This window comes from Thermoproteota archaeon (assembly GCA_030130125.1).
Classification (GTDB): domain Archaea; phylum Korarchaeota; class Korarchaeia; order Korarchaeales; family Korarchaeaceae; genus Korarchaeum.
The window spans coordinates 1-11,472 of record JARZZM010000060.1; the positions used below are offsets into that span (position 1 = coordinate 1).

Genomic DNA, 11,472 nt, shown 5'->3' on the forward strand with positions numbered 1-11,472 from the left:
TCTAGGCTTTCTTTCAGCCCTTGGGGATGGCTATGGGGCCAAGCTGATGAAGGTTATCGTTGCGGGCTATGGGGAGTTCTTCAGAGGTAGTCCATTGATAGTCCAGCTCTTATTCTTCTACTTCTCCATACCCGCCCTCACCGGCCTCAACTGGGATGCGTTCACAGCCGGCGCCGTGACGCTCATGCTGAACAGCGGAGCCTATCAGAAGGGCTACTTCAAGGGGGCCATAGAGGCCGTTTTTAAGGACCAGCTCATGGCCGCCAAGTCACTGGGAATGACCTTCGGGCAGACGCTGAGGCACGTGGTCCTTCCCCAAGCTCTCAGGATAGTTATACCACCGTGGACCAACGAGTACATATCCCTCGGCCTCAGCACATCAGCCTTGATAGTGTTGGGGATAAGGGAACTCACGAACATATCCAAGAGCATCGCAGCCCAGACCTTCAGACCGTTGGAGGTCTACCTGTTCGCCTCCGCCATATACTTCATCTGGATCACGGTATCGATGAGGATCTTCGACTGGATATATGAGAGGGTGAGGATACCTGGGCTGGAGGTCAACATATGATCCCCCACCCATTCTTGATGCGTGATAGATGTCTTGGGAAAGGAGGTCCTGAAAAAGGCAGCATCTCTCGAGGGGGATCAAGAAATCCCAGCTCGTCGTGAGTGAGAAGTACAAGCACTTCTCCAAGGGCCTGTATGAGGAAGTCAGGGGGTTCCGATCAAGAGAATGTGGCCAAAGTCATCCACTCCATATTGTTAGACGAGCGGATCTCCTGTAGGAGCGCTCGTGGACAGCATCTTGGTCGAGAGAGAATCTTCAAGAAATTCAAGGAGGACAGGGCTGTTTCCCTGGAGTTCTCTTGGAAAACCTTCAATAAAGTGCTGAGAAGGGCTTTGAGGAGGCCGGTGCACTTCTAAGCGTATGAGATATGTTGAGGAAGCGGGTAAATGGATACCTTAGGAGGCCCTGCAGCAGCCTCCATTATCATTCCGATCGACGGGACACTGATTCAGCTGATTGCTAATTTCTTCTTACTGTTTGATCCTAGAATGGGGTAGAAGCACATTGGTGAAAAGTATAGGGTTGACGGGGGTTTATTCGGCCTGCTCGCTCGGCATCTCTAATTATAGAAGTTCCCTTAGACTTTTAGGGACATTCACTCCCTCTTCATCCCGAGGACCCATTTACCTGAAATGCAGAGGCTCAGTAGGGAGATCAGCCTCACGATCCCCCCATCCAGCTCCTCCACACCGTCATCACCCATGTAGATCAGAAAACCCTTTCTAATCCCGTACCTACCCATGAAGAAAGCTAGGTTCCTCAGATCATCTCTTCTAAGTGAGTCCTTCGCCTTTACCTCGATGGGTGCGATAGAATCTCCGTCCAATACAACGAAATCTACCTCTCTTACCCCTTCCCTCCAGTAGTAGACGGCGTTCAGTAATGAGGCTGCGATCGACTCGAGCAGGGCCCCCCTCTCAATCCTCGGTACCAATCCGTAGAGTAGGGACCAGTGGTATGGATAGATCCTCTTCATCTTCCTGGAACTGGCCCTGACCGAGGGTCTGTAGTTCCTCAGGATCCTGACAAGGTAGGAATTCTCCATGTATCCCAAGTATTTGTAGAGGGTCTTCTTGCTCATCCCGACCTCACCAGCTAGCGTGTTCACATTGAGATAGAGACCCGGTTCAGAGAAGAGGAGAGAGAGGATCTCGTATGTTCTGAACCTGTCGAGTCCACGAGTAGAGAGGTCCGAGGCCAGCACCTTCTCCAGCACGCTCTCCCTTATATAGGTCAATGCAGGGACATCGCTCCAGTTGACTATCTCAGGGAAAGGTTTCCTGAGGTACTCTTCAAGCACGGCTAGGAGATCATCCCTCCAGAGATCAGGGTTATCGACTGTTCTACCTGTCTTCAGCTCGAAGAACTCGATAAGCGACAGCGGTTCAACCTTGTGTATGATGTACCTCCCAGCTAGGTTCCTCTGAGCGTCTTCTTCCAAGTGGAGGCTTGAAGATCCACTCACGAGGATCTTAAGGTTCGGGTGGGAGTCGTAGATGATCTTCAACCATGAGGACCATCCATCGACCTTTTGGATCTCGTCTAGGAGGAGATATACCCTTTCAGATCTCCAGTCCACTCCGGTTAGCTGAGAGTATGATCTCAGGATCTCCAATATTCCATCCTCGGCTACGTCGAAGGAGTAGTAGACTATGCGCCTCGGCTGGACTCCCCTCCCAATGAGATGGTCCACGAGCTGGTAGAGGATGGTGGACTTGCCCACCCTTCTGAGACCGGTGATCAGCTGAATTTGCCTGAGATCCAGCCCCTTCACTACATCGGTGAAGATTTTCCTTCGGTAGGGTTTTGCGAGATCCCCCCCGACGCTTCCATCCCTCCACCAAGGGTTGAATAAGAGGAGTAGGTCCTTTGAGATCACGTTAGTATACCAAAGAAAACTAATATATAAATATTAGTTTCCTAAAGGAAACTAATATGAGCTTGGGCGCGCTGGGAGCGCTGAGCTCGAATCCGGCATGGAAAAGGTTATATTGGCTAAAAGCGCTGCTTTCACAGTAGGTTCCCCCAGAGTCCTCTACCTTTATGCCTCATCCTCGATATTGAAATATTGAAATTCTTTTACAAGGGGGGTGGGAGGTTGAAGATAAGGCTCGTCAGGGGTCTCGTGAGACTGCCTAGGGAAGTGCTCGAGTCCCTCGGGTGGAGGGACGGCATGGTCGTCAAGATAGAGGCTGACGGGGATAAGGTGGTGATAAGGCCCGCCTTCCCCACCAGTTGCACGGGGATGGTCGGCTGACACAGGCCCTCCACCCTCATCTCCTCATGAGAGATTTGGAGATGGAGGAATAAACGATTGTAACACCTTCATAATGATTAATTACTCGTCCCTCCCCATATAGTTGAGTAAAGATGAGGGTTAGTGAGTTCATGAGTGACGACCCGCTGGTGGTGAGTCCCGATATCACCGTGGCTGAGGCACTTAATCTGATGAGCGAGAGGGACGTTTGGAGTCCAGTCGTCCGTAAGGAGGGTGAGATCTCTGGATTTTTAACGGAGAGAGACGTAATGACCGGGATAATCGCAGCTAGGCTGACTCCTCACCAAGTTAAGGTCGAGGATGTCATGAGCAGGAGATACGGGGTGCTCAGGCCTGATGAGACCTTGGCCGACGCTGCCAGGGCGATGATGAAGGTGAAGGCTAGGCTAGTGGTGCTTGACGATGGTCAGCTTGTCGGTGTCGTTACGGCAGCTGACATAGTGAGGGCCTACGCTGAGACCACCACGACAAGTCCCCCCTTGAAACCCTACGCTACATGGGAGGTCCTGAAGATCCATTCCCAAGCTAGTGTGAGGGAAGCCGTCAGGATAATGAAGGTAGAGAGGGTGGGTAGCCTCTTGGTGGAGGAGGAGAGGAAGATAAAGGGCATATTCACCGAGAGGGACGCTGTGAAGAGGTTCCTCGTGGGCGGAGGCGATCCCTGCGATCCGGTGGGCAAGTACTCCACCTATGATCTCGTGACCTTAGATGCGGGCGCCACGCTCGTTGAAGCCGCGAGGTTAATGGCTAGCTCTAGGATAAAGAGGCTTCCCCTCACCTCCGAGGGGGAGATAAGGGGAATAATAACGGCTAGAGATGTGGTGGAAGCCATATGGCGGATGACGACGGAGGAGGAACTGGTGCCCTGAGGTCTCCATCCCAGCCCCAGTCCCTGAAGGGCGTCAAGGTGGTCGGAAAGGTAGTTATGACTAGGCGGCAGTACAAGTGCAACTACGTTCCGCTCGTGAAACTAGCCAGTCTCCTCACAAAGCTCAAGGAGGGAGAAGGCATACTCGTGGCTATCGAGACCGCTAGGTTCAGCATAGAATCAGTTGCAGCCTTGGCAAAGGCTTATGGAGCAAAGATAGAGGCCCTGTCGTCCGAAGGGGAGCTGGTCACTCTCCTCATTAAGAAGGACTGATTCTAGGTGAATTGTCTGCATTAACTTGGTAGGGGACCCAGTAAACGATTAAACTTTCACCCTCACCTCCCCCCGATGTCGCTTGGAGAGCTGGTCTTCCTCCTGCTGACCGTGGTCTTGGGAATCGTAGACTTCGTCCCTACTGTGTTTTACTGGATCCAATCTCTGTTCAGTAGGGGACTCGCCAAAGCCCTAGACGCCCCCGTGGCCCGTAGGAATTGGCTGGACTGGATCTTCACCCTCACCTGGCTGGCCGTGGGAGCGATCAGCCTGCTGATGAGCAATCCTCCATCAGTTTTCACCCTGTTCGTCTTCTTGGCCTTTAAGAGCGGAGTGGATCTCGGCGCCAAGTTGATGTATGGAGTTCATGACTTGAAGGTGATGAAAACCCGAAGATTCGTGACAGGACCCCTCTTCGTGGCCCTGATGATCGCAGCCCTGCCGAGCATCCTCTTTCTCTTGAGCTGGAAATTGTTCTACCACCTCCTCCTGAATGTGAGCGCCGGCCTACTAGGCGTTCCCGTATCCAAAGCATCTTTCTATCTATGGTTGGGCGGCGTCTTTTTCGGCGGTGCGTTCGGAGTCCTCAGGTCGAGAGGAGAAGAGGGAATCCTCCTGAGGGGAGAGCTGGCCTTAGTCTTGGGTTCCTCAATCCCCTAACCGAAAGGTTTTCAGCGTCTCCTAACCAAAACTATTGTTGTGGGTGTGATCCATGGACATGAGCGTCAGGGAGGACTTCCCTATCCTCCGGATTAAGGTGAACGATCATCCTCTCATTTACTTCGATAACGCAGCCACCACCCAGAGGCCGGTTCAGGTGATTAATGCAATAAGAGAGTTCTACGAGAATCTCAACGCTAATGTCCATAGGGGAATACATTATCTCAGCAGGGAAGCATCCGAGCTCTATGAGGGGGCTCACGAAACGCTAGCTAAGTTCATAAATGCCGATTTCGAGGAGGTGGTCTTCACATCCAACACTACCGAGTCGATAAACCTAGTGGCTTGGGGGTGGGCTCTCCATCACTTGAAGAAGGGAGAGAGGATAGTCACAACTGTCATGGAGCATCACAGCAACATACTTCCTTGGAGGACCGTTGCCGAGCTGACCGGGGCTGAAGTGGTCTATGCTGACGTGGACAACGAGGGAGTGCCTAAGATGAGGGAGTTGGAATCCTTAATCGATGATAGGACCAGGATAGTGGCCATATCCGGCATGTCCAACGTTACCGGTGCGATCCCAGATGTGGAGAGGGCAGTCAAGGCGGCCCATCAGGTGGGGGCCGTGGTGGTGCTCGACGGGGCTCAGATGGTGCCCCACGTGCCCGTCGATGTGAGGAAGCTCGATGCTGATTTCCTAGCGTTCTCAGGTCATAAGATGCTTGGACCCACGGGCACGGGGGTGCTCTACGGGAGAAAAGATCTTCTTGAGGAAATGAGGCCGGCCAAGCCGGGAGGCGGTACTATAAGGGACGTCACGCTCGAAGGCGTGGACTGGGCCGAACTGCCTTGGAAGCATGAGGGAGGAACCCCTAACATAGCGGGCGGTATAGGGCTGGCTAAGGCTGCAGAGTACCTCATGAGGATAGGGATGGAGAGAGTCAGGGAGCACGAAAAGGAGCTCACTAGAAAGGGACTGGAGCTCCTTTCCGGTTTAGACGGCGTAATCCTGTACGGACCGATGGATGTGGACAGGAGGGGCGGTATAATTACGCTCAACGTGAAGGGGATGGATCCTCACATGGTCGGGGCCCTGCTCGACGCTCAGGGGATAGCTGTCAGGACGGGCCTTCACTGCGCACATCCTCTACATAGGCGATTGGGTGCAGGAGATGGCACGGTCAGGGCTAGCTTCTACCTGTACAATACTGAGGATGAGGTGGAGAGGTTCGTCCAGGTCCTCGAGTCGATCGTTGAAGGCAGATGGTAATATTTATCAATATTGTTTTATCTATAACTATGGTGAATTCATGATTTATGTTGGATCAGAGGCCCCTGATTTCACCCTTCCGGACCAGTTCGGTGAGGAGGTCAGGCTCTCGGACTTCAGGGGAAGGAGGGTGGTCCTCTCATTTCATCCACTCGCCTGGACAAGCATCTGTGAAGAACAGGTAAAAGAGCTGGAGGCCATTTACGACGAGCTATCTGAGCTTAACGCCATCCCTCTCAGCATAAGTGTTGATCCAGTTCCAACGAAGAGAGCTTGGGCCAAGCACATGGGTGTAGTGAAGACACCGCTTCTATCGGACTTCTGGCCCCATGGAAAGGTTGCGCGCGCTTACGGGCTGTTCAACGAGGAGAGGGGGATTTCGGGGAGAGCAGTTGTCGTTGTAGATGAAGGAGGCCGGGTGGTCTACGCTAGGGAGTATCCCCTGGGGGAGAAGCCCGATATGGCGGAGGTCCTCGAATTTCTCAGATCCAAGTCTAAGTGACTGTCAACGCCTCAGTGTCACATCGATGGCTTCACTAACTCAATCTCTCTTGATGATACGGGCATGATCGATTTAACGATCTTTAATTAGTTCGTCCGTGGCATCTAGCCAGCAGATAGTGCGCTCGCGGGGGGATCGCTGGTGCAAATAAGACAGACGTCTCCTTATAAATGACGTTATATCGTCATATGACTAGTGAGAGCATGAGTCTCCTGAAGAAGCAGTGGCCCTGGTGGACCGCTGGCGTGCTTACCGGCCTCGCTGAGGCCATAAATTACTGGTTCCTCCCCTTAGGGCACCCTAAGCACAAGTTCATAGGCGTAACATCCGGAATGGCTAGGATGCTGGCCGGCTTGGAGGCCAGGCTGACGGGACACAGCCTTATCGCCACCAAACCGGACTATCAGCCGGATATCCAGTGGGTGATACTGGGTGCAATAATAACCGGGCTAGTCCTCGCCTACTTGGAGGAGGACATAAGGAGCTGGGTGAGGTATCCAAAGGGCTTCCTCGTATTCACCGCTCTCGGAGCCTTCATGTTCGCTTGGGGCACTAGAGTTGCAGGAGGGTGCACGCTGCACCACTTGCTAGGTGGCTGGGCTGCGATGAACGTGAAGAGCTTCGTGGTAATGATCACCGCGACCGTAGCGGCTGGAATAGGTATAATGATAATGAGCAAGTTCGGACTTGTCCAGTACTTTAAGTCTCAAGACACGAGGTGGTACGTGGAGGATGCGAAGAAGAGGGGGTGGGCCGACGGCCTGACACTGGACTTCAACTATAACCCGGGGAGAGACTGGTTGAGGATCCTGCTCTACGCATTCTGGGCAGTGTTCGCTCTAGTTATACTGGCCAACGCCCTCTTCGGCATCGACTATGCGGTTCAGATGGGATGGGCTGAAAGCCTGGCCAAGACAAAGATAGCGAAGCACATGATCACTCCCGAAAACCTGCCCAACATAGTGATGTTGATGGTGGTCGGTGGCCTCCTTGGAGCCAGCGTTGCTAAGACCGGGATAGGCACGGAGTGCGCTGTCTTGAACGCTGAGATGGGTCCCATCATAGAGAAGGACGAACTGAAGTTCGCTAAGAGATGGAAGATGCCCTACTCCATAAGGACCATATTCATGGGAATGCAGCCCTTCACGGCCCTTGCAGTTCACATAATCATAGCCAGCACCGCGTTCTTCATAGGGTTCGCCTTCTTCGGCATAATGGAGGGTCATCACTGGGCCACGAAGGAGTTCGCCGAGGCATTCGCCCGCGCCACCGGCCTAGAGTTCCATAAGACAGGCGTGGCTATAAGGGAGATGACCACCCTTCCGATGGACATCTTCGGTGGCTTCCTCTTGGGAATGGGTACCGTGTTCATGTTGGGATGCGAGTTCAGGAACTACGGAAGGACAGGTCTCCTCTACATAACTGGACTATTAATATGGCCGTTCTTTTACTTAGGCTACCTGCCCTACACCCTCGCAAGGGACTTCTGGGACGGCTTGATGGCTTGCTGCTCTTATTCCCCGACCACGTTCCTGCCAGCCCTCATTACCATGGATAGAACGGGGCAGGTGGTGGTATGGGCCCTCTATATCCTGCTCTGGGTGGCTTTGTTGGTATGGGCCCTCAGGTTCGGAGCTAGGAAGCTCGGCGTCTCTGTGAGGGATCTGCTCACCAAGAATTCCGAGGAACTCTATGTCCAGAGGATAAAACTCCTCCAAGAGAGGGATCCCGAGTACTTCGAGGAGCTCGACAGGGTGGAGAGGGAGCTGGCTAGAGAGGCCGCTTCCCTCTAATCACCTTCTTTTTACCTTCTCATCTGGCCACCCTTGCTGAGAGGGAGTTGAATGGAAGTAAAGGCCGTCTGGTTGGGGAGGCTCGCGGACATCTCGGGGATGATGGCCTTCTTCCCACTGCTGTCGCTAATATCCTACACATCCGATTTGTTAGGGCTGTCCCTCGCGCTCCACCTCTATCTGACACTAACTGTCACGCTGGCTTCAATATTCCTTTGGAAGGTCAGGTGGCCGGATCCACGGAGGACTTTACTCTCGGCTCTGGTGATGGGACTGAGCGCGGTCCTACTGATTGCTGCCCTGATCCCCAATCCCCATTCCGGAATGATGTCAAATCTGGGCACTGTCGCTTCCATGCTCGTAATGGGGTTATACGCTCACAGCGTCGCTAAAGTGACTGGCGTTGGAAAGTTGGACAGGTTTGGTGGTCTAGTCGTTCTGGGGTCATTCCTCATCGTTATAAGGGAAAGCTTCATCGTACTGATCGCGCTTCTACTTCTCAGCTTGGGCTTGGGAGGGATAAGTCAGTACCTCAGGATGATACTGGCCCTGTCCAAGCAGAGAGGTGGTAATAGAGCAAGTAAGAACTGAGCTAAGATCCAGTGATGCATTATGAAAGGATCGAAGCTCCTATCGAGGAGACATCCCCCATTTTGCTTTTTATTATAGAGTGAGATGGTAGTCGAAATGGAATCTCTGGAGCACATGTCGGCCGCGCTCATGATGGCCTCCTTCTATCCTGCATTGGTCGTCATAGCGGTCCTCATGCCGAGCCTGCCCGTGTTGGCCATAGTCGAGATGTACTTCCTCATCACCTTCCTCTATCTCTCCGCATCAACGTACATGGTCGGGAGGTCCCTAGGTTCCAGGAGGCTCATCGCCTACTCCGGACTCATGATCCTCGTATTGGCTATAAGTGAGCTGGCAATATGGATTGCCAAGCCATCGGAGACCACGGGCCTATCGGTCCTCCTATCCAAGGCAGTGATCTATCTGCTCACCGGATCGTCCCTGATTCTCATGTCCTCACTGCTCCGAATAAGCAGGTTGAAGATCCGAGGGCTCGTGGTGGTTGTGGGGAGCGGTCTAGTAGTTATTCCCTATCCGGTCCCCGCCATCATCGGTCTCATACTCATGTTCTTGGGATGCTGGTCATCCTCACGTCTGATAACAACGACTCGAGGAGATGCACGGGAAGAGGAGTAGTAAATATTATTGAGTCATGGGAGGGGGGATGATCCTGTGAGCTCGTTACTCGACCCCGCCATCTCAATGCTCAGGGATCTGTCTGGGGAAGATGTGATAGTGGCGAGCTTCTACTCTGGACTCTTCGTTGCCATGACCACCACCCTAGGCTCTGTACCGGTTCTCGTTAGGGGGGAGGGCAAGGGTATGGAGATGACCCTCTCCCTAGCGTTCGCAGCCGGGGTCATGCTCGTGGCGAGCTTCACCAGCCTGATACTGCCAGCGCTAGAGATGACGGACTTCATCGTGGTTGGCGCCGGGATACTTCTTGGGGTCCTAACCATATTCGCCATGGACAGGCTGCTTCCGCATGAACACTTCCTCAAGGGATACGAGGGACCCGAGCATGGGAGGAGGATGTTGAGGAGGATCTGGCTGATAGCGATGGCTATGATCATACACAACCTGCCCGAGGGTCTTGCGGTGGGAACGACGATGGCCTATTCGGTCCCGATAGGCGTGGCCACGGCAGTGGCGATAGGTGTTCAGGATGTGCCTGAGGGACTGGCGGTGGCCCTTCCTGTCGCCGAACTCAGGGGCAGATGGATGGGATTTTTAGTTGGAGCCCTCAGCGGTTTCAGTGAGATGGTAATGGTTCTGGTAGGCGCATCCCTCTTCTCCCACTTCAGGGTGATCCTCCCCCTCGGCATGGCCTTCTCAGGCGGGGCTATGCTCTACGTAACCCTCAAGGAAGCGATACCAGAGATATACAGCGAGGGCTCGTCCGAACTTAAGGCCACTGTCGGATTGCTTGCGGGCTTCTACCTGATGCTCTTCTTGGATTCAATGCTCTGATTTCCCTAAATTTTCTGAGCTGGGGGTCGGGAGCTTCTCTTCAATCACGTAGGGCATCCTCGCCCTAGACACCACGAACGGCGACTTCATCTCCTCCAAGTATCGGAGGGCAATTCTCTTCCCCAGCCTGGTGAGCGCGAAAACTGGTATTCCTATGCCCATCTGCATAAGGGCTCTCTTTCCAATCCTCTTAAGGACCAGTCTCGAAGCGCTCGAGCAAACTATGTCAGCCATCTCCAAGTACCTTAAATGCCCCTCAGGGACTAGGGTGTTGCACGTCGAGAAGATCGCTAGTTCAGCTCCTTCAACCCCCTTCTCCAGTTCCCTCAGCTTTGGAATGGTCTTCGCATTCAATCCTATTACAGTCACAGCCACCTTCCTAAAGCCCTCCTGGAAGGCCCTCCTCACCCCCTCGACCTGATCTATCCTCGGCGGATCGAGAACTTTCCCGCCCATATCCTCTATCCTCCTGACCACCTCGGGTATAGGTGTTGTCTTGATGAGGCCGGTCATGGCGGCGCCTATGCCTTGCACCAGTTCCGGATTCTCGGTGATCACGGTACCGGCCCCATCACAAACCACCACCGCAGCATCAAGGATCTCACCCATGACCGTGCTTATCATCTCGGAACTGCCGAATGGAACGATCCTGTCGGACTTCAGGGATCTGTGCGGGCAGAAATGACCGTACTCCTCGATCTTCCTCTCGACTATCTTCCTGACAGCTTTCCTGTTCACTTTCTGTATCCCGTAAACAGCTCTAACGTAGGGACAGCTGACTACAGCGGGATCCGTAATTACCTCGACCTTGCAGCCCCTAACTCTCACCCTAGCTCCTCTACAGAGGAGTTCATGGACCGGTTCGCTTGGTCGCTGATCCGTCTGCCCGTCTGTCAAGCTGCCCACCATTACGTAGGTCGACTCCCTTAGAGAGGGATAAAGATTGTCGGTGGTTTATCCCAACTTAGAACAGGATCGAGGGAATCTGGCGGCATACCCTTCCTAGGATCTCCGGTTTATACATCCCTTCCGCTAACCTCAGGTCCTAACTAGTTGGATTGTGGTATGGCTCTACAGGTCATCGGTCATCCATGTGAAGCTTCTTCCCGGCCCGCAGCAGAGCCTAAGTACCTCAACCTCCTCACCTCCCTCAGCACCTCATCTTCCATCTCAGGGTGCTTGAGCTCCGCTAGAGATACCTTTACGGACCTGAGCAG

The 11,472-nt window shown here is 53.4% G+C and carries 14 protein-coding genes; 12 read left to right on the top strand and 2 right to left on the bottom strand.

Annotated elements, in window-relative coordinates; all coding sequences use genetic code 11:
• A partial coding sequence (locus QI197_08095) for an amino acid ABC transporter permease (GenBank protein MDK2373320.1) occupies positions 1 to 571 on the top strand: 571 nt, incomplete at its 5' end.
• Between the two features lie 134 nt (positions 572 to 705).
• The gene (locus QI197_08100) at positions 706 to 927 is read left to right on the top strand and encodes a hypothetical protein (protein ID MDK2373321.1); all 222 of its coding nucleotides are present in this window, start codon (positions 706 to 708) and stop codon (positions 925 to 927) included.
• Between the two features lie 239 nt (positions 928 to 1,166).
• Here QI197_08100 and QI197_08105 read toward each other — a convergent pair whose 3' ends face one another.
• Positions 1,167 to 2,450, bottom strand: a complete 1,284-nt coding sequence (locus tag QI197_08105; GenBank protein MDK2373322.1) for an ATP-binding protein — start codon at positions 2,448 to 2,450, stop codon at positions 1,167 to 1,169.
• A 219-nt stretch (positions 2,451 to 2,669) separates the two neighbouring features.
• On the opposite strand from QI197_08105, the gene QI197_08110 reads away from it, so the two are divergent.
• The 10 genes from QI197_08110 to QI197_08155 all read left to right on the top strand — a co-directional run bounded on the left by QI197_08110 (position 2,670) and on the right by QI197_08155 (position 10,255).
• A complete protein-coding gene (locus QI197_08110; GenBank protein MDK2373323.1) occupies positions 2,670 to 2,828 on the top strand; it encodes an AbrB/MazE/SpoVT family DNA-binding domain-containing protein in 159 nt (52 codons plus the stop codon).
• A gap of 113 nt (positions 2,829 to 2,941) precedes the next feature.
• Positions 2,942 to 3,718: a CBS domain-containing protein gene (locus QI197_08115; protein MDK2373324.1), complete on the top strand. Its 777-nt coding sequence runs from the start codon at positions 2,942 to 2,944 to the stop codon at positions 3,716 to 3,718.
• Entirely contained in the window at positions 3,682 to 3,990 is a 309-nt protein-coding gene (locus tag QI197_08120; GenBank protein MDK2373325.1) for a hypothetical protein, read from the top strand. The genes QI197_08115 and QI197_08120 overlap by 37 nt, the downstream gene beginning before the upstream one ends.
• A 75-nt stretch (positions 3,991 to 4,065) precedes the next feature.
• Complete coding sequence (locus tag QI197_08125) at positions 4,066 to 4,650, top strand: hypothetical protein (GenBank protein ID MDK2373326.1); 585 nt, start codon at positions 4,066 to 4,068, stop codon at positions 4,648 to 4,650.
• 52 nt (positions 4,651 to 4,702) lie between these two features.
• Positions 4,703 to 5,920, top strand: a complete 1,218-nt coding sequence (locus QI197_08130; GenBank protein MDK2373327.1) for a SufS family cysteine desulfurase — start codon at positions 4,703 to 4,705, stop codon at positions 5,918 to 5,920.
• Between the two features lie 40 nt (positions 5,921 to 5,960).
• Positions 5,961 to 6,422: a peroxiredoxin gene (locus QI197_08135; protein ID MDK2373328.1), complete on the top strand. Its 462-nt coding sequence runs from the start codon at positions 5,961 to 5,963 to the stop codon at positions 6,420 to 6,422.
• A gap of 203 nt (positions 6,423 to 6,625) precedes the next feature.
• Complete coding sequence (locus tag QI197_08140; GenBank protein MDK2373329.1) at positions 6,626 to 8,215, top strand: YeeE/YedE thiosulfate transporter family protein; 1,590 nt, start codon at positions 6,626 to 6,628, stop codon at positions 8,213 to 8,215.
• Between the two features lie 51 nt (positions 8,216 to 8,266).
• Entirely contained in the window at positions 8,267 to 8,806 is a 540-nt protein-coding gene (locus QI197_08145) for a hypothetical protein (protein MDK2373330.1), read from the top strand.
• A gap of 96 nt (positions 8,807 to 8,902) precedes the next feature.
• Positions 8,903 to 9,421, top strand: a complete 519-nt coding sequence (locus QI197_08150; GenBank protein MDK2373331.1) for a hypothetical protein — start codon at positions 8,903 to 8,905, stop codon at positions 9,419 to 9,421.
• A 66-nt stretch (positions 9,422 to 9,487) separates the two neighbouring features.
• On the top strand, positions 9,488 to 10,255 hold the full coding sequence (locus tag QI197_08155; GenBank protein MDK2373332.1) for a ZIP family metal transporter: 768 nt from the start codon (positions 9,488 to 9,490) through the stop codon (positions 10,253 to 10,255).
• On the opposite strand, the gene QI197_08160 is transcribed toward QI197_08155, so the two are convergent.
• Positions 10,244 to 11,164 carry a DUF2099 family protein gene (locus QI197_08160; protein ID MDK2373333.1) on the bottom strand — a complete coding sequence of 307 codons (921 nt, stop codon included), beginning with the start codon at positions 11,162 to 11,164 and terminating at the stop codon, positions 10,244 to 10,246. The two genes, QI197_08155 and QI197_08160, sit on opposite strands and share 12 nt — an antisense overlap.
• Positions 11,165 to 11,472 lie beyond the last annotated feature (308 nt).

What these genes read in the sequence shown, in the direction of transcription:
- QI197_08150 (MDK2373331.1), top strand. Translation starts at nt 8,903, where the DNA reads ATGGAATCTCTGGAGCACATGTCGGCCGCGCTCATGATGGCCTCCTTC.
- QI197_08120 (MDK2373325.1), top strand. Translation starts at nt 3,682, where the DNA reads ATGGCGGATGACGACGGAGGAGGAACTGGTGCCCTGAGGTCTCCATCC.
- QI197_08135 (MDK2373328.1), top strand. Translation starts at nt 5,961, where the DNA reads ATGATTTATGTTGGATCAGAGGCCCCTGATTTCACCCTTCCGGACCAG.
- QI197_08155 (MDK2373332.1), top strand. Translation starts at nt 9,488, where the DNA reads ATGCTCAGGGATCTGTCTGGGGAAGATGTGATAGTGGCGAGCTTCTAC.
- QI197_08130 (MDK2373327.1), top strand. Translation starts at nt 4,703, where the DNA reads ATGGACATGAGCGTCAGGGAGGACTTCCCTATCCTCCGGATTAAGGTG.
- QI197_08115 (MDK2373324.1), top strand. Translation starts at nt 2,942, where the DNA reads ATGAGGGTTAGTGAGTTCATGAGTGACGACCCGCTGGTGGTGAGTCCC.
- QI197_08145 (MDK2373330.1), top strand. Translation starts at nt 8,267, where the DNA reads ATGGAAGTAAAGGCCGTCTGGTTGGGGAGGCTCGCGGACATCTCGGGG.
- QI197_08160 (MDK2373333.1), bottom strand. Translation starts at nt 11,164, where the DNA reads ATGGTGGGCAGCTTGACAGACGGGCAGACGGATCAGCGACCAAGCGAA.
- QI197_08125 (MDK2373326.1), top strand. Translation starts at nt 4,066, where the DNA reads ATGTCGCTTGGAGAGCTGGTCTTCCTCCTGCTGACCGTGGTCTTGGGA.
- QI197_08140 (MDK2373329.1), top strand. Translation starts at nt 6,626, where the DNA reads ATGAGTCTCCTGAAGAAGCAGTGGCCCTGGTGGACCGCTGGCGTGCTT.
- QI197_08100 (MDK2373321.1), top strand. Translation starts at nt 706, where the DNA reads ATGAGGAAGTCAGGGGGTTCCGATCAAGAGAATGTGGCCAAAGTCATC.